Genomic DNA, 15995 nt, shown 5'->3' on the forward strand with positions numbered 1-15995 from the left:
GCTCCGCCGCCTGGCGCGCGGGAGCGCGGCGTCGTCGATGCCCGCCCCTAGTATCTCCGTTCCTGGGCACGATCCGAACAGGAGGGGTGAACCGACCTGTGGAAATATCGGCGGCTGGACGCCTTGAGGTCCGTATCACCGCTGCTGACGTGGGCAAACGCGTCTCCGTACGGCGGTTGGGGGACCCTCGTGTCACGGAGCAGAAATTCACCGACACGGTGGGTGTTCTCACATCCTGGGACAAGGGTGTGCTCATGATCACACGGCGGGACGGCGAACGCGTCCGGATCGAGGAATCCTCGCTGGTCGCGGGGAAGGTTGTCCCTCCGACCCCGGCCCGGCGACGCGGCCCCGCGGCCTCCTACGAGGAGCTGGCCCGGGTCGCCGCACGCGCCTGGCGGCCGCTGGAGAGCGAGCGGCTCGGCGAGTGGGAGCTGCGCGCCGCCGCCGGGTTCACCCGCCGCGCCAACTCCGTGCTCCCGCTCGGCGACCCCGGCGTGTCGCTCGACGAGGCGCTGACCGTCGTACGGCGCTGGTACGGCGACCGCGGCCTGCCCTCGTACATCCAGACCGCCACCGGAGCCGAGGGCACGCAGGAGCTGCTGTGCGCGGAGCTGGAGCGGCGGGGGTGGGTGCGGGAGGTGTCCGCCGAGCTGTGGGTCGGGGGGCTCGCGCCGGTCGCGGATCGGGCCGAGGGTGCCGGGGTGGTGCTGTCCCGGGAGGCGGACGCGGGGTGGCTGGCCCGGTATCAGCGCAAGGGGGTGAGTGAGGTGGCGCTGCGGGTGCTGGGGAGCGGGAGCTCGGTGTGGTTCGCGAGTGTGCCCGGGGAGGGCGATGTGCCCGCGGCCATCGGACGGTGTGTCGTCGACGGGCGGTGGGCCGGGTTCGCCGCCGTCGAGGTGGATCCCGCGCTACGGCGTCGGGGGCTGGCGAGCGAGGTGATGGCCGCGTTGGCCCGGCGGGCGCTGGAGGAGGGCGCTTCGGCGGCGTGGCTCCAGGTCGAGACGGACAATGCCGGTGCACGGGCGTTGTACGCCGGGCTGGGCTTCGGTGTGCATCACACGTACCACCACTTCCGGGAGCCGGAGGGCAGGTAGCCATGCGTCCACCCTTCCCACCACCGCCGGAGCGGTCCGCCGGGCTGCGGCGCCGGTTCGCCGAGGAGGCGCGGGCCGAGCGGCCCGATCTGGCGACGCTGTGTCTGCTGGTGAGCGCCCAGGCCGACGGGACGCTGGACGAGGCGGGCATCGACGCCGCGCAGGTGGAACTGGACCGGCTGGCCGGGCTGCTGCCGTTCCGGCCGGGTGGAGCTCGGGCGTGGGCCGTGGCGTTGCGGGAGCTGCTGGGCGAGCGGTGCGGGTTCCGCGGCTCCGCCGCGGACTATCAGCGGCTGGAGTCGTCGCTGCTGCATGCCGTGCTGGTGCGGCGGCGGGGGTTGCCGATTCTGCTGTCGGTGGTGTGGATGGAGGTGGCCCGGCGGGCGGGGGCGCCGGTGTACGGGGTGGCCTTGCCGGGGCACTTCGTCGTCGGGCTCGGCGAGGCGGATGAGCAGGTGCTGGCGGATCCGTTCGACGGGGGGCGGGTGCTCAGTGGGAAGGACGCGGAGTTGCTGGTGGTGGGGGCCACCGGGACGCCGCTGGATCCTTCGATGCTGGAGCCTGCGGATCCGTTGGATGTGGTGCTGCGGATCCTGAACAACATCCGGGCGTGGGCCGCCGCGCGGGTCGAGCGGTCGGATGTGGGGTTGTGGGCTGTGGAGTTTGCGTTGTTGCTGCCGTCGCATCCGGCTCGGTTGCGGTATGAGCGGGCGCAGTTGCTGGTGCGGCGGGCGGATTTTCTGGGGGCTGCGGCGGAGCTGGATGCGTATGCGGAGGTCGTAGGGGCTGTGGATGAGGGGGCGGCGGAGCGGGTTCGGGGGGAGGCGCAGGCCGCTCGTGCCATGTTGAACTGATCGGGCGGGTGCGGGTTCGTCGTGGCTTGTCGCGCCCACGCGGCGGAGCCGCACATCGATACAGCCCCGCGCCCCTGGCGGCGCTGCCCTGACCGGTCCTTACAGCCAGCCCTTCTCCTCAGCGATCCGTGCCGCTTCCGTTCTGTTGCGGGCCGCCAGCTTCTGGATTGCCGTCGAGAGGTAGTTGCGGACCGTGCCCTGGGACAGGTGCAGGGTTGCCGCCAGCTCCGCGTTCGTGGAGCCGTCCGCTGCCGCTCGCAGTACCTCTCGTTCGCGGTCCGTCAAAGGGTTCGCGCCCTCCGCCAGGGCCGCTGCCGCCAGGGTCGGGTCGATGACCCGCTCCCCGGAGAGCACCTTGCGGATCGCCTCCGCCAGCTGGGCAGCCGGGGCGTCCTTGACCAGGAAGGCGTCGGCGCCGGACTCCATGGCGGTGCGGAGGTAGCCGGGGCGGCCGAAGGTGGTGAGGATGACCAGGCGTACGTCCGGCAGCTCCTGGTGGAGCCGGGCCGCCGCCTCGATGCCGGTCGCGCCCGGCATCTCGATGTCGAGGAGGGCCACGTCGACGTCGTGCGTGCGGGCCAGCGGCAGCACCTCGTCGCCGCGCGCCGCCTGGGCGACCACCTCGATGTCGTCCTCCAGGCCGAGCAGCGCGGCCAGTGCCTCGCGGACCATCGCCTGGTCCTCGGCGAGCAGGACCCTGATCGTGCGGCTCATGTCCCGGATCCTACGGCCGGGTCGGCGGGGACCCTCGCGACCAGGCGGAAGCCCTGCTTCAGCGGGCCCGCCTCCAACGTGCCGCCCGCCTTGTGCAGGCGCTCGGCGAGGCCGGTCAGGCCGTGGCCCGGGCCTTCGCCGGTGCCGCCGCCCGCTCCCGGGCCGTCGTCCTCGACGCACAGTTCCAGTACCGGGCCGTCGAGGGTCTGCCGACGGGCCAGGGTGACGGTGCAGCGGCTGGCGCCGCTGTGCCGTACGACGTTCGTGACCGCCTCGCGCAGCGCCCAGGCGAGGGCGGACTCGCTCTCCTCGGGGACGTCGGCGACGTCCGGTTCCAGCGGGATGTCGGGGGTGACCCCGGCCGCGGTCAGGGCGACCCGGGCGCCCGCGAGTTCGGCGGCCAGGAGGGGGCGCCGGTAGCCGGTGACGGCCTCGCGGACGTCGACGAGGGCCTGGCGGCTGACCTGTTCGATGTCGGCGACCTGCTGGGCCGCCTTGTCGGGGTGGTCGGGGAGCATCCGCCCGGCCAGTTCGCTCTTGAGGGTGATCAGGGACAGGGAGTGCCCCAGCAGGTCGTGCAGGTCGCGGGCGAGCCGCAGCCGTTCCTCGTTGGCGGCCAGGTGGGCGACGGTGGCGCGGGCCTCGCGCAGGGCGACGGTGGTGCGGACGAGTTCGCGTACGCCGGTCATGGCGAAGCCGCCGAGCAGGGCCGGGATGAGCAGCCCGGCCAGGTAGGCGGTGCCGTCCGGGACGGCCAGGGCGACGGACGTCATCAGGGCCGAGACGCCGGGGATGGTCCAGCGCGCGTACCGCAGGGGCAGCGCGGCGCCGGACGCGATCGAGACGTAGACGTAGAGGACCAGCCACTCGCGGCCGAGGGTGACGGCGAGGACCGTCGACTGGGCGGCCAGGACCGCCAGCGCGCTCAGGACCGCGGCGTTCCTGTCCCAGCGGCCGGTTCGGAACAGCAGGATCATGTACCAGGTGACGAAGGCCGCCAGGCCGATCCAGCCGAGGACGCGGACGCCGGTGCTGTGGCCGCCGTGCAGGAGGTCGGTGACGGGCGCACTCAGGTAGACCAGCCAGATGCCCGTCCACAGGGTCTTGATCATCCGCTGCTTGCGGTTCTGCGGGCGCTGCCCGATACCGACGCCGATGCCGCTCACGCTTTCAGCGAGTCCTTCCGGTACAGCCAGGCCGCCCCGCCCGCGAAGAGCAGGAAGGAGACGGCGAGGACGGCGATGTCGCCGACCTGCGGGGCCTGGCTCTGTTCGATGGCCCGCCCCAGGGCAGCGTACGCGTGCGTGGGCAGCCACTCGGCGATGTCCTGGAGCCAGCCGGGGAACGCCGTCGTGGGCATCCACAGGCCGCCGAGCATGGACAGGCCGAAGTAGACGATCATCGTGATCGGGCGGACCGCGTCCCCGCTCGCCAGGTAGCCGATGGCCACGCCGAGCGCGGCGAAGACCAGGCTGCCGGCCCAGATCGCGCCGGTCAGGGCGAGCCACTGCCAGGCGTCCAGGCGTACGCCCTTCACCACCGCCGCGACCACGAAGACGATCACGATCGACGGCAGGCTGACCACGGCCGCGCTCGCCGTCTTGGCGAGGACGTACCCGCGCCCGGGCAGCGGGGTCAGCCGCAGCTGCCGTACCCAGCCGTTCTCCCGCTCCTTCGCGATGCGCTCGCTGTTGCCCATCAGGACGGCGGTCAGGGCGCCGAAGGAGGCCATGGAGACCATCATGTACGTCGGGAGGGTCAGGCCCGTTCCGTCGATCGTCGCCGTGCTGTCGGCGGTTCCCGAGATCAGCAGGAACAGCACCGAGGGGTAGATCACCGAGAAGAAGAGGAACTTGCGGTTGCGCAGGGCGCGGGTGAGTTCGAGGGTGACCAGGTTGTTCATGCGGTGCGCGCCTCCTCGGCGGTGGTGAGGGCGACGAAGGCCTCCTCCAGGCCCAGGCCGGCGACTTCGAGGTTGCGGGGGTAGGAGCCCTGGGCGTAGAGGGCGTGGACGGTGGCGTCGGCGTCCGTGGAGCGGATGCGGACGGTGGATCCGGAGACGTCCAGGGAGGAGACGAAGGGCAGGGCGCGCAGGGCGGGTTCGTCGATCGGGGCGTCGAGGTCGAAGGTGATCCTGCGGGCTCCTGCCTTCGCCTTGATCTCGGCGGCGGTGCCGTCGGCGAGCAGCCGGCCGCGGTGCAGCACGAGGACGCGGTCGGCGATGGCGTCGGCCTCTTCGAGGTAGTGGGTGGCGAAGAGGACCGTACGGCCGTGGTCGGCCTGGTCGCGCATGGTGGTCCAGAAGGCCTGGCGGGTGGTGACGTCCATGCCGGTGGTCGGCTCGTCGAGGACGATCAGGTCGCTGTCGCCGGCGGTGGCGAGGGCGAACCGGACGCGTTGGGACTGCCCGCCGGAGAGCTTGTCGACCTTGCGGTCGGCGAGGCGGTCGATGCCCGCGCGGGACAGTACGTCGGTAACGGCGTACGGCCTGGGGTGCAGGGCACAGGCCAGCCGCACCAGTTCGGCGACTGTGACGCCGTCCATCAGTCCGCCGCTCTGCAGCATCGCGCCCACCCGCCCGGCGACGATCGCCTCGCGCGGGGTGCTGCCGAAGAGGCGGACCGTGCCGGTGTCGGGCTGCCTGAGGCCGAGGAGCAGGTCGAGGGCGGTCGACTTGCCGGCGCCGTTGGGGCCCAGCAGGGCCACGGTCTGGCCGGGATGCAGGGTGAGCGTCAGGGCGTCTACGGCGCGGACGGTGCCGTAGCTCTTGCTCACCTGGTCGAAGGCGACCGCCGTGGTCGCTGTTGTCGTCATGGCAACCATCGTGTCCGGGCGGGCCCGGCGCCCGGCAGTGTCGGCGGTCCCGACTGCCGGATGACGGATGTCATGCGTACGAGGTGACAGACCCGCACGGACGACGAAGGGGCGCCCGGCGGACGGGTGCCCCGTGCGCAACAGGCCCTAAGGCGTGTTTCGAAAGTCCCGTCTGGCCCGCGACGCCTGGCACGGCGCCTCGCTGCGTTGTCGGGATCGCCCGCGTACGCCCAGTACGCGGGCGACCCTCCGCCTTGCGATGCACCGCACCAGACGCCGCGGGCCCCGCCCTCCGGGCGGACGACGCTACTTTCGAAACACGCCCTAGTTGGGGTTGGTGTCGATCGTCGCCACGCGGCTCGTCGTGCTCTTCAGGGCCGGGCGCAGGGCGCCGATGACGTCCTGGACCGTGACCGGGGTCTTCTGGCCGGTGGCCCGGGTTATGAGGACGCCGTCGAAGGTCTTGCCGTAGAGCTCCTGAAGGGCGGCCTCGTCGTAGGTGTCGACGAGTTTGCCGTCGATCGCCTTGACGCGGAGGAACTTCCACAGGGAGTTCTCCGGGCTGAAGGCGATCGTGTGGGCCGCGTCGGTCCGGACGGTGACGTTGGCGGACATCGCCGGCTCGGCGAACTCCTTCATCATCCGGTCGACCTCGGCGTTGGACACCGTCGGCTGCTTGGTGGTGGTCGGCACCTGGACCGGCGTGGCCGTGCCGGTCTCCACCTGGGTGCGGTAGGCCTCCTCGACGGCCTCGGTGGCCCGGTCGACGTCGATGCCCTTGCCCGCCTTGCCGTAGACGGCGACCGCCTTGCCCGACTCGAACCTGATCGTGCCGTCGGTGGCGCTGCCCGCGCCGCCCGCCGCGGTCTGCAGGGCGGACTGCAGCTTCTCCTCGTCGACCGGCATGACCGGCTCGACGACCCGCTCCTGCCCGAAGAGCGAGCCGATCACGGAGACGGGGTTGTAGTCGCTCTTCGCGGCGGCGCCGACCGTGGCGTCGGCGTCGAACTGCAGGCCCGACTGGTCCGGCTTGAGCGAGACGGTCTCGCCGTCGACGGACAGCTTCACCGGTATGTCGAAGCGGTCACCGAGGGCCTCGTCGAGCTTCTTGACGGCGTCGTCGCGGGTGCCGCCGCCGATGTCCACGCCGAGCACGGTGGTGCCCTTGGGCACGTCGGAGTGGTTCATCAGCAGACCGGCGCCGTAGGCCACACCGGCGATGGCGAACACGCCGCCGCCGAGCAGCACCAGCTTGTTGCGGCCCTTCTTTTTCTTCTTGGGCGCGGCGGCTGGAGCGCTCTGCTGCGCCGGCTCTGGCCGCTTCGGCGGGGTGTGCGGCAGCGGCCCGCCGGTGGGGGCCCCCGGCCCGAACGGCGTGCTCCGGTCGGCGGGCGGCACGATCGGGATGCCGCTGCTGAGGGTGTCCCCGGAGACGTTGTCGACGGGGGCGAAGGGGCTGCCGGGGGGCGGCTCGGGGGCCGGCTTCTGCGGGGTGAGGATCGCGGTGTCGTCGCTCAGCCCGCCGCCGGGGCCGGGGTGCGGGGCGGTGCCGGGTGCGCCGGCCGCGTTCGGGGTCGCGAGGGGGCTGTCGCCGGTGACGGGGCCGCGGGTCGGGCCCGCGGGGCCCTGCGGGCCGACCGGTCCGCCGGGGCCGCCCAGGCCACCGTAACCGCTGGGGCCGTTCTGGCCGTTGGGCGCGGCGCCCTGACCGCCGTACGGCGTCCGAGTGCCGTACGGGTCCTGCCCGTTCGGCGTGCCCTGGCCGTTCGGTCCGTTCTGGCCGGGCTCCGTGAAGTACGGCAGGTCGTCGCGGCGCGGCTCGCCCGGGCGGGAGCCGTTGCCGTTGCCGTTGCCCAGCGGGCCCGCCGCGAGCGCCTCGGTGACGTCGAAGGAGCCGGTGCCGCCACCGTGGCCGGGGGCCACCGGGCCGCCGGTCGCGCCGGGGAGCCCGGCGCCGTTGGTGCCGCCGGGGCGGGCGCCGTTCGGCGCTCCGGGCCGGGAGGTGCCCGGCAGGTTCATGGAACCGACGACACCGCCGGGACGCGCGCCGCCCGGGGCGGTGACCGGGGCGCCGGGAGCGACCGAACCGCCGGACGGGCCCGTGCCGTTGGTGGTGCCGCCGCCCTGACCGGGCTTGGGCGTCCCGGACTTGCGGGGCGCGAACCAGTCGCTCGTCTTCTCCTCGCCGGTCCCCGGCTGTTGCTGCTCGGCGGGAGACTCGACGGTGCCGGTGGAGGTGGCCGCGCCCGGCGGCGCCGTCTCGGCGCCGCCACCGTCGGCGCTTTCGGTGTCCGCGACGGGCTTGCGTACGACGACCGGCGGAATGGGCCGCGATCCGGGGATGTTGATCCGGATCCGGGTCGTCAGCGTCGTCTCGGTCTTGCGCTCCTCGGACGGTCCGCCCGAACGGCCCGCGTCCGCACCGTTGTCGGAAGCCGTGGGGGTGCCGTAGGGCGGCGTGCCCGAGGGGTATGCGGTACCCCCGCGCCCGTTGGGCCCGGAGGACGGACTGTCAGTTTCACGACTCAAGGCAGGTTCTCCCGGTTGGCTCCACCGCCCGTTACGACCTCAGATACGCGGGCAGCTCGGCGGCGGCTCCACCATACTGGCCACTTCGGGCGGGTATCCCGCGACCGCTGGGGAAACCCACACGGGACTCGCACGAGCGCGTGACGGCGAACTGGTACGTCATTCGCCAAGTCGGACGGACCGGCCACCGGGTTGCCGCGTCGGAGCGAGGGTGGCACAGATCACAGCGACGGCCATGCCGCCGAGCAGGTAGGCGTACGAGCCGACGCCGGCGGCGAAGAGGAAGTCCCCTTCCGGACGGCTGGCGGTGAGCAGGATGACGGCGAGCATCCAGCCGGCCGCGCCCGCGAGGGCCCCGCCCCGGCCGCGGGTCGCCCACGCCCCGCCGAGAAAGGCCCCGGCCGCGCCCGCGAGGGCCAGCAGCAGCCCGCCCGGGAACCACGCGGCCTGCACCAGTGATCCGGCGACTCCGACCACCAGGCCGAGCACGAACAGGCCCAGGTGGGCGGCCATCCGCCCGGCGGAGGGGCGGTGCAGTGGCTGCGCGAGCATCGAGTGCCGGTCGCTCATGACGCCACCTCGATCCCGGCGAACAGGTCCTTCTCCCGGCCCCGAGCACCCTGCTGACCACGCACCAACTCGTAGTACTCGGTGCTGAACAGCGGCTGTGCGAGCTGGTTGGACAGCGCGAAGTACGGCTCGGCGACGTCGATCTGCGTGGCGTGCGCGGCCATCGCGGCGGCCTTGGCGGCGGCGTACGCGGTGCCGTCGATCTCGGTGGTGATCCGCTCGTCGTCGACCACGCCGGGTACGTCGTCGATCACCGCGCTCTTGGCGAAGGTCAGGTCGGGCAGCGCGTCCTGGAGGCGGGCGAAGGCGTCCTCGGCGACGGTGCGCGGGACGCGGTTCCAGTAGACCTTGGCGAGGCCGATGCCCGCCTCGGCGGCCAGGTCGGCGGCGCGCATGGCGATGCGGTGGGCCTGGATGTGGTCGGGGTGGCCGTAGCCGCCGTCGGGGTCGTAGGTGACGAGGACCTGGGGCCGTACCTCGCGGATCACCTCGACGAGGTGGGCTGCGGCCTCGTCGACGTTCGCCTGCCACAGGCAGCCGGGGTCGTCGTTGTCGGGCAGGCCCGTCATCCCGGAGTCCTGGTAGCGGCCGGGGCCGCCGAGCAGACGGAAGTCCTGGACGCCGAGCGCGCGCATGGCCGCGGTCAGCTCGCGCAGGCGGTACTCGCCGAGGGCGGCGCCGGTCAGATGCGCGAGCTCGGGCGGGATGACCTCGCCGCGCTCACCGAGGGTGCAGGTGACCAGGGTCACATGGGCGCCCTCGGCCGCGTACCTGGCCATGGTCGCGCCGTTGTTGATCGACTCGTCGTCCGGGTGCGCGTGCACCAGCAGCAGACGCCGGGCGGGCAGTTCCGTCATGGCCCCCACCCTACGAGCAGAGCGGGCCGCTCAGAACTTGATGCTGCCGATCATGCCGGCGATGTTGGTGGTCAGCTCGCTGATCGTGGGCGCGATGGTGGACGAGGCGAGGTAGAAGCCCAGCAGCATGCACACGACCGCATGCCCGGCCTTCAGCCCCGACTTCCTGATCAGCAGGAAGACGATGATCGCCAGCAGCACCACCGCCGAAATCGAGAGTGCCACGGCGGCTCACCTCCAAGAACCCGGGATGTGGGGAAAACAGTGCGAGGGAACTTGTAAATCCATACAGCGGCCAGCAGGTTCATACCCACACAGCGCTAGTGATCATAACTATCCGTACGCGCGCATCGAATGGCGCACAGCCGCACAAGGGGGCGCATGGCCAATATGGTCGGGGCATGACGACCGAGCCTGACTCCTTCCCCCGACGGCACGCCCGCACCCAGCGGTTCACGCTCGGCGCGCCGCGTTCGTTCACCGTGGCTCCCGACGGTTCCCGTGTCGCGTTCCTGCGCTCGCCCTCCGGCACGGACCGGGCGAACGCCCTGTGGGTGCTCGACCTGGCGGACGCCGCCGAGCGCCCGGCGGCCGACCCGCGCGCCCTGCTCGGCGGGGCGGCGGAAGACCTCTCGCCCGAGGAACGGGCGCGCCGCGAACGCAGCCGGGAGGGCGGCGCCGGCATCGTCGGCTACGCCACCGACACGGCCGTGGAGTTGGCGTCTTTCGCCTTGTCGGGGCGGCTTTTCGCGGCGGAGCTGCGGGCCGGCACGGCACGCGAACTCCCCGTCCCCGCACCGGTGATCGACCCGCGCCCGTCCCCCGACGGGCGGCACATCGCGTACGTCGCGCAGGGCGCCCTGCGCGTGATCGGCGCCGAGGGCGAGGGGGACCGGGCGCTCGCGGAACCTGACGGGGAGTCGGTTTCCTACGGTCTGGCCGAGTTCATCGCGGCCGAGGAAATGGGGCGTTCGCGAGGTTTCTGGTGGGCGCCGGAGTCCGACCGGCTGCTGGTGGCGCGCGTGGACGACACGCCGGTACGGCGGTGGTGGATCTCCGATCCGGCCCAGCCGGAACGTGAGCCACACCACGTTCCGTATCCGGCGGCCGGGACGGCGAACGCGGACGTACGGCTGTTCGTGATCGACCTGGACGGGACGCGCACGGAGGTCGGCTGGGACCGGGCGCGGTATCCGTATCTGGCGCGAGTGCACTGGTCAGCGGCGGGTGCGCCACTGCTGCTCGTACAGGCGCGCGACCAGCGCAGTCAGCTGTATCTGGCCGTCGATCCGGACACCGGGGGCACCCGGATGGTGCACGCCGACGAAGATCCGATTTGGCTGGATCTTTTCCCTGGGGTGCCGTGCTGGTCCCCCTCGGGGCAGCTGGTGCGGATCGCCGACGAGGGCGGCGCGCGGGTGCTGGCGGTGGGTGAACGCCCGCTGACCGGGCCGCAGTTGCATGTGCGCGCGGTGCTCGACGTGTCGGACGACGATGTGCTGGTGTCGGCGTCGGCGGGCGAGGAGGCGGCCGCGCCGGAAATCGGCGAGGTGCACGTCTATCGCGTCAATGAACTCGGCGTCGAGCGGCTGTCGCAGGAGCCCGGCGTGCACTCGGCGGTGCGCGCCGGGGACGTGACCGTGCTCGTCTCGGCGGCGCCGGACCGGCCGGGCGCCACGGTGCGGGTGCTGCGCGAGGGCAAGCCGGTGGCGAGCATCCCGTCGTACGCCGAAGATCCTGGTATGTCCCCACGCGTGACCCTCACCGAGGGGGGCGCACGGCGGATTCCGTGCGCCGTGCTTATGCCGCGTGACTACCACGGTGACACTCCCCTGCCGGTTCTGCTGGATCCCTACGGCGGTCCGCACGGCCAGCGGGTGGTCGCCGCGCACAACCCGTATCTCACCTCGCAGTGGTTCGCCGACCAGGGATTCGCGGTCGTCGTCGCCGACGGACGGGGCACCCCGGGCCGCTCACCCGCCTGGGAGAAGGCGGTCCGGGACGACATGGCGTCGGTGGTCCTCCAGGACCAGGTGGACGCGCTCCAGGCCCTCGCCGCCGACTTCCCGCTCGACCTGACCCGGGTCGCGATCCGCGGCTGGTCCTTCGGCGGCTACCTGGCCGGGCTCGCGGTGCTGCGCCGGCCGGACGTCTTCCACGCCGGGATCGTGGGCGCGCCGGTCACCGATCTGCGGCTCTACGACACCCACTACCAGGAGCGCTACCTCGGCCACCCGGACCAACAGCCGGACGTCTACCGGCGCAACTCGCTGATCGACGACGCGGGCCTGGTGGACGCCGTGGAGCCGGCCCGGCCGATGATGATCATCCACGGTCTGGCCGACGACAACGTGGTCGTGGCCCACTCGCTGCGCCTGTCCACCGCCCTCCTGGCCGCCGGCCGCCCGCACGAGCTGCTGCCGCTCTCGGGCGTCACGCACATGACCCCGCAGGAGACGGTCGCGGAGAACCTGCTGCTGCTCCAGCTCGACTTCCTGAAGCGGTCGCTGGGGATGGCGTAGGAAGAGCAACAGGCCGGGGCGACATGGCGCGCCCCGGCCTGTTCACGGCACCCGCACGGCCGTACGTTGTAGAGACTGACGCGTCCGTATATCGGAACCGGGTCGGCGGAGTTGCCGGAGTGTTACCGCGTCTCCTCGGGGGGTACGACCTGCTTCTCCTCGGCGAAGAGACAGGCCGAGTCGTGCGCCGCAGGCCCCGTGGTCAGCCGGAACTCCGCGGGGACCGCCAGCGCCGGGACCTCCAGGGCACAGCGCTCCCGGGCCTTGAAGCAGCGGGTGCGGAAGCGGCAGCCGGACGGGATGTGCGTCGGGGAGGGCACATCACCGGCGAGGATGATCCGCTCCCGGCGCTCACGGGCCTCCGGGTCGGGCACGGGGACGGCGGAGAGCAGGGCCTGGGTGTAGGGGTGCGTGGGGTGGTCGTAGATCTCCTCGTCCGTGCCGATCTCCACGATCCGCCCGAGGTACATCACCCCGACCCGGTCCGAGATGTGCCGGACGATGGACAGGTCGTGCGCGATGAAGATGTACGAGAGGTCGAACTCGTTCTGCAGCCGCTCCATCAGGTTGACGACCTGGGCCTGGACGGACACGTCCAGCGCGGAGACCGGCTCGTCGGCGACGACGATCTCGGGGCGCAGCGCCAACCCCCGTGCGATGCCGATGCGTTGGCGCTGGCCGCCGGAGAACTGGTGCGGGTAGCGGTTGATGTACTCGGGGTTGAGGCCGACGACCTCCAGCAGCTCCTGGACCCTGCGGCCCCGGTCGCCCTTCGGCGCCACCTCCGGGTGGATCTCGTACGGCTCCCCGATGATGTCGCCCACCGTCATGCGGGGGTTGAGGGAGGTGTACGGGTCCTGGAACACCATCTGGATGTTGCGCCGTACGGCCTTCAGCGCCTTGCCGGACAGCTGGGTGATGTCCTCGCCCTTGTACCGGATCACCCCGGCCGTCGGCCTCTCCAGGTTCACCAGCATCCTGGCGACCGTCGACTTGCCGCAGCCGGACTCCCCGACGATGCCGAGGGTCTCGCCGCGGTGGAGCGTGAAGTCGACGCCGTCGACGGCCTTCACCGAGCCGACCTGCTTCTTGAAGAGGATGCCCGTGGTGAGCGGGTAGTGCTTGACGAGTCCACGTACTTCCAGGACCGGCTCAGCCATGCAGGCACTCCCTCCAGAAGTGGCAGGCACTCCCCCGCTCCTCGGACACCTCGTAGAGCGGGGGCACGTCCGTCCGGCACACGTCCCGGGCCATCGGGCAGCGCGGGTGGAAGGCGCAGCCCGGCGGGATGTTCAGCAGGCTCGGCGGCAGGCCCTTGATGGCGTACAGCTCCTGGCCCTTCTGGTCCAGGCGCGGGATGGAGTCCAGCAGGCCCCGCGTGTACGGGTGGGCGGGCGCCTTGTAGATGTCGTGGACCGGCGCCGACTCCACGATCCGGCCCGCGTACATCACGGCGATCCGGTCGGCGACGTCGGCGACCACGCCGAGGTCGTGGGTGATGAGGATCAGCCCCATGTTCAGTTCGCGCCGCAGCTCCGCGAGCAGTTCCATGACCTGGGCCTGGACGGTGACGTCGAGGGCGGTGGTGGGCTCGTCGGCGATGATCAGGGCGGGTTCCAGGGCGAGCGCCATCGCGATCATGATGCGCTGGCGCATCCCGCCGGAGAACTGGTGCGGGTACTGCCGCACCCGCTCCTTGGCGGCCGGGATGCGCACCCGGTCCATCAGCTCGACGGCCCTGGCCCGGGCGTCCTTCCTCGACATGCCCCGGTGGACGACGAACATCTCGCCGAGCTGGTCGCCCACGCTCAGCACGGGGTTCAGCGCGGACAGCGCGTCCTGGAAGATCATCGCCATCTCGGCGCCCCGGACCTTCCGCCGCTCCTCCTCCTTCAGCTTGAGCAGGTCCCTGCCCTGGAAGAGAACCTCGCCGCCGGTGATCCGCCCCGGCGGCATGTCGAGGATGCCCATCACGGCCTGCGCGGTGACGGACTTGCCGGAGCCCGACTCGCCGAGCACCGCGAGCGTCTCGCCCGCGTCCACGCTGTAGGTGACGCCGTTGACGGCCTTGGCGACCCCGTCCCGGGTGCGGAACTCCACGTGCAGATCACGGACGTCGAGCAGCATGACGGCACCTCACCTCAGCCGGGGGTCGAGGGCGTCGCGCACCGCGTCGCCGAGCATGATGAACGCCAGCACGGTGACCGCGAGCGCCCCGGAGGGCCAGAGCAGGGCGTGCGGGGCGTTGCGGATGTAGGGCGAGGCGGCGGAGATGTCGATGCCCCAGGAGACGCTGGGCGGCTTCAGACCCACGCCGAGGTACGACAGGGTGGCCTCCAGCGCGATGAACGTGCCGAGCGCGATGGTCGCCACGACGATCACCGGCGCGACCGCGTTGGGCGCGATGTGCCGCAGCAGCAGACGGGCGTTGGAGGCGCCGAGGGCGCGGGCGGCCTGGACGTAGTCGTTCTGCTTGGCCGTGATGACCGCGCCGCGGGCGATCCGGGAGATCTGCGGCCAGCCGAGCAGCACCATGAACCCGATGACCGGCCAGATGGTGCTGCTGGTCACCACCGACAGCAGGACCAGGCCGCCGAGCACGACCGGGATCGCGAAGAAGACGTCGGTGATCCGGGACAGGATCGAGTCCCCCACGCCGCCGAAGAACCCGGCGAGCCCCCCGAGCACGCTGCCGAGGACGGCGACCCCGAGTGTGGCGCAGACGCCGACCGAGACGGACGTACGGGCACCGTAGACCGTGCGCGTGTAGACGTCGCAGCCCTGACCGTCGTACCCGAAGGGGGCGCCGGGCTGGGAGCCCTCCTGGGCCTTGGCCAGGTCGCAGTGCAGCGGGCTGCCGGAGGCGATCGCCGACGGCCACAGGGAGATGAAGATCAGGAAGAGGATCACCAGGGCCGAGACGAGGAAGACCGGGTTGCGGCGCAGGTCGTGCCAGGCGTCGGACCACAGGGAGCGGGGCTTGCCGGTCGGGGCGCCGCCGTCCGGGCCGCCCGGCGCGCGCTCCAGCGTCTCCGCCTCGCTCGCGGCGAGGTCCATCGCACCGCCCATGCCCGTGCCGGCGACGGCGCGCGCGGGTTCCCTGGTGTCAGACATAGCGGATCCTCGGGTCGAGTACGGCGTACAGGAGGTCGACGAGGAGGTTGGCGAGCAGGAAGACCAGGACCAGCACGGTCACGAAGCCGACGACGGTCTGCGTGTTCTGGCGAAGGATGCCCTGGTAGAGCTGGTAGCCGACGCCGTGGATGTTGAAGATGCGCTCGGTGACGATGGCGCCGCCCATCAGGGCGCCGATGTCGGTGCCGATGAAGGTGACCACGGGGATGAGGGAGTTGCGCATCAGGTGGCGGGTGATGACCCGGCGCCTGGGCAGGCCCTTGGCGACGGCCGTGCGGACGTAGTCGGAGCGGCGGTTCTCCGCGATGGAGGTACGGGTGAGGCGGGTGACGTAGGCCAGGGAGACGGAGGCGAGGACCAGGCCCGGCAGGATCAGCTCGTCGAAGCGGGCCTCGGAGGACACCGACGGCCGGACCCAGCCCCACTCGACGCCGAGCAGGAGTTGCAGGAGCAGGCCGGTGACGAACGTGGGGACGGAGATGACCACCAGCGTGACCAGCAGGACGCCGGTGTCGACGGGGCGGCCGCGGCGCAGGCCGGTGACCACGCCGAGGGTGACGCCGATGACGATCTCGAAGAGGATCGCGACGACGGTCAGCCGGATGGTGACGGGGAAGGCGCTGGCCATCAGCTCGGTGACCGGCTGGCCGTTGAAGGCGGTGCCGAAGTCGCCGGTGAAGACGTTGCCCATGTAGGTCAGGTATTGCTGCCAGACCGGCTTGTCGAGACCGAACTCCTTCCTGAGCTGGGCGGCCGTCGCCGGGTCGCACTCCCGTTCGCCGCACAGGCCCGCGATGGGGTCGCCCATCACATTGACCATCAGGAAGATCAACAGGGTGGCCCCGAAGAAGACCGGGATCATCTGCAACAGCCGCCGGACGACGTACCGTCCCATGGCGCCGC

At 71.9% G+C, this 15995-nt stretch carries 15 protein-coding genes; 3 read left to right on the forward strand and 12 right to left on the reverse strand.

Going from position 1 to position 15995, the window contains the following annotated elements:
- The first annotated feature begins 98 nt into the window (after nucleotides 1-98).
- Together HJD23_RS13820 and HJD23_RS13825 are read left to right on the forward strand one after the other, a co-directional pair.
- On the forward strand, nucleotides 99-1097 hold the full coding sequence (locus tag HJD23_RS13820; protein ID WP_171111641.1) for a GNAT family N-acetyltransferase: 999 nt from the start codon (nucleotides 99-101) through the stop codon (nucleotides 1095-1097).
- A 2-nt stretch (nucleotides 1098-1099) separates the two neighbouring features.
- Nucleotides 1100-1951 (forward strand): transglutaminase-like domain-containing protein, encoded by an 852-nt coding sequence (locus tag HJD23_RS13825; protein ID WP_171109907.1) that lies wholly within the window; start codon nucleotides 1100-1102, stop codon nucleotides 1949-1951.
- 99 nt (nucleotides 1952-2050) lie between these two features.
- Here HJD23_RS13825 and HJD23_RS13830 read toward each other — a convergent pair whose 3' ends face one another.
- From HJD23_RS13830 to HJD23_RS13865, 8 genes are all read right to left on the reverse strand, one after another.
- Nucleotides 2051-2665, reverse strand: a complete 615-nt coding sequence (locus HJD23_RS13830; protein WP_171109908.1) for a response regulator transcription factor — start codon at nucleotides 2663-2665, stop codon at nucleotides 2051-2053.
- Complete coding sequence (locus HJD23_RS13835; protein ID WP_171109909.1) at nucleotides 2662-3831, reverse strand: histidine kinase; 1170 nt, start codon at nucleotides 3829-3831, stop codon at nucleotides 2662-2664. Before HJD23_RS13835 ends, HJD23_RS13830 begins: the two co-directional genes overlap by 4 nt.
- Nucleotides 3828-4568, reverse strand: a complete 741-nt coding sequence (locus HJD23_RS13840) for an ABC transporter permease (protein ID WP_171109910.1) — start codon at nucleotides 4566-4568, stop codon at nucleotides 3828-3830. Before HJD23_RS13840 ends, HJD23_RS13835 begins: the two co-directional genes overlap by 4 nt.
- Nucleotides 4565-5479: an ABC transporter ATP-binding protein gene (locus HJD23_RS13845; protein ID WP_171109911.1), complete on the reverse strand. Its 915-nt coding sequence runs from the start codon at nucleotides 5477-5479 to the stop codon at nucleotides 4565-4567. Before HJD23_RS13845 ends, HJD23_RS13840 begins: the two co-directional genes overlap by 4 nt.
- Nucleotides 5480-5803: 324 nt before the next feature.
- On the reverse strand, nucleotides 5804-8008 hold the full coding sequence (locus tag HJD23_RS13850; RefSeq protein WP_171107447.1) for a hypothetical protein: 2205 nt from the start codon (nucleotides 8006-8008) through the stop codon (nucleotides 5804-5806).
- Between the two features lie 159 nt (nucleotides 8009-8167).
- A complete protein-coding gene (locus HJD23_RS13855) occupies nucleotides 8168-8578 on the reverse strand; it encodes a DUF6113 family protein (protein WP_171107448.1) in 411 nt (136 codons plus the stop codon).
- Nucleotides 8575-9435, reverse strand: a complete 861-nt coding sequence (mshB, locus tag HJD23_RS13860; RefSeq protein WP_171107450.1) for an N-acetyl-1-D-myo-inositol-2-amino-2-deoxy-alpha-D-glucopyranoside deacetylase — start codon at nucleotides 9433-9435, stop codon at nucleotides 8575-8577. Before mshB ends, HJD23_RS13855 begins: the two co-directional genes overlap by 4 nt.
- Before the next feature lie 30 nt (nucleotides 9436-9465).
- On the reverse strand, nucleotides 9466-9660 hold the full coding sequence (locus HJD23_RS13865; RefSeq protein ID WP_141313811.1) for a hypothetical protein: 195 nt from the start codon (nucleotides 9658-9660) through the stop codon (nucleotides 9466-9468).
- Nucleotides 9661-9836: 176 nt separating this feature from the next.
- Between HJD23_RS13865 and HJD23_RS13870 the strand changes: the two genes are divergently transcribed.
- Complete coding sequence (locus HJD23_RS13870; protein WP_171107452.1) at nucleotides 9837-11957, forward strand: prolyl oligopeptidase family serine peptidase; 2121 nt, start codon at nucleotides 9837-9839, stop codon at nucleotides 11955-11957.
- A 122-nt stretch (nucleotides 11958-12079) separates the two neighbouring features.
- Here the strand turns inward: HJD23_RS13870 and HJD23_RS13875 are convergent, their stop codons facing one another.
- Genes HJD23_RS13875 through HJD23_RS13890 form a run of 4 tightly spaced genes read right to left on the reverse strand, consistent with a single transcriptional unit; the run spans nucleotide 12080 to nucleotide 15987 of the window.
- Entirely contained in the window at nucleotides 12080-13117 is a 1038-nt protein-coding gene (locus HJD23_RS13875; protein ID WP_171107454.1) for a dipeptide ABC transporter ATP-binding protein, read from the reverse strand.
- Nucleotides 13110-14084 (reverse strand): ABC transporter ATP-binding protein, encoded by a 975-nt coding sequence (locus HJD23_RS13880; RefSeq protein ID WP_171107456.1) that lies wholly within the window; start codon nucleotides 14082-14084, stop codon nucleotides 13110-13112. The genes HJD23_RS13875 and HJD23_RS13880 overlap by 8 nt, the downstream gene beginning before the upstream one ends.
- A 9-nt stretch (nucleotides 14085-14093) precedes the next feature.
- Entirely contained in the window at nucleotides 14094-15071 is a 978-nt protein-coding gene (locus tag HJD23_RS13885) for an ABC transporter permease (protein WP_171107458.1), read from the reverse strand.
- Nucleotides 15064-15987 (reverse strand): ABC transporter permease, encoded by a 924-nt coding sequence (locus HJD23_RS13890; protein ID WP_171107460.1) that lies wholly within the window; start codon nucleotides 15985-15987, stop codon nucleotides 15064-15066. The genes HJD23_RS13885 and HJD23_RS13890 overlap by 8 nt, the downstream gene beginning before the upstream one ends.
- Between the last annotated feature and the right edge of the window lie 8 nt (nucleotides 15988-15995).

Origin of the sequence: Streptomyces sp. Z423-1 (genome assembly GCF_013009255.1) — a bacterium.
Classification (GTDB): domain Bacteria; phylum Actinomycetota; class Actinomycetes; order Streptomycetales; family Streptomycetaceae; genus Streptomyces; species Streptomyces gossypiisoli.

Excerpts from the sequence above, each read along its gene's own strand:
- HJD23_RS13825 (WP_171109907.1), top strand. The coding sequence starts at position 1,100 with ATGCGTCCACCCTTCCCACCACCGCCGGAGCGGTCCGCCGGGCTGCGG.
- HJD23_RS13855 (WP_171107448.1), bottom strand. The coding sequence starts at position 8,578 with ATGAGCGACCGGCACTCGATGCTCGCGCAGCCACTGCACCGCCCCTCC.
- HJD23_RS13875 (WP_171107454.1), bottom strand. The coding sequence starts at position 13,117 with ATGGCTGAGCCGGTCCTGGAAGTACGTGGACTCGTCAAGCACTACCCG.
- HJD23_RS13885 (WP_171107458.1), bottom strand. The coding sequence starts at position 15,071 with ATGTCTGACACCAGGGAACCCGCGCGCGCCGTCGCCGGCACGGGCATG.
- HJD23_RS13880 (WP_171107456.1), bottom strand. The coding sequence starts at position 14,084 with ATGCTGCTCGACGTCCGTGATCTGCACGTGGAGTTCCGCACCCGGGAC.
- mshB (WP_171107450.1), bottom strand. The coding sequence starts at position 9,435 with ATGACGGAACTGCCCGCCCGGCGTCTGCTGCTGGTGCACGCGCACCCG.
- HJD23_RS13890 (WP_171107460.1), bottom strand. The coding sequence starts at position 15,987 with ATGGGACGGTACGTCGTCCGGCGGCTGTTGCAGATGATCCCGGTCTTC.
- HJD23_RS13870 (WP_171107452.1), top strand. The coding sequence starts at position 9,837 with ATGACGACCGAGCCTGACTCCTTCCCCCGACGGCACGCCCGCACCCAG.
- HJD23_RS13840 (WP_171109910.1), bottom strand. The coding sequence starts at position 4,568 with ATGAACAACCTGGTCACCCTCGAACTCACCCGCGCCCTGCGCAACCGC.
- HJD23_RS13845 (WP_171109911.1), bottom strand. The coding sequence starts at position 5,479 with ATGACGACAACAGCGACCACGGCGGTCGCCTTCGACCAGGTGAGCAAG.
- HJD23_RS13830 (WP_171109908.1), bottom strand. The coding sequence starts at position 2,665 with ATGAGCCGCACGATCAGGGTCCTGCTCGCCGAGGACCAGGCGATGGTC.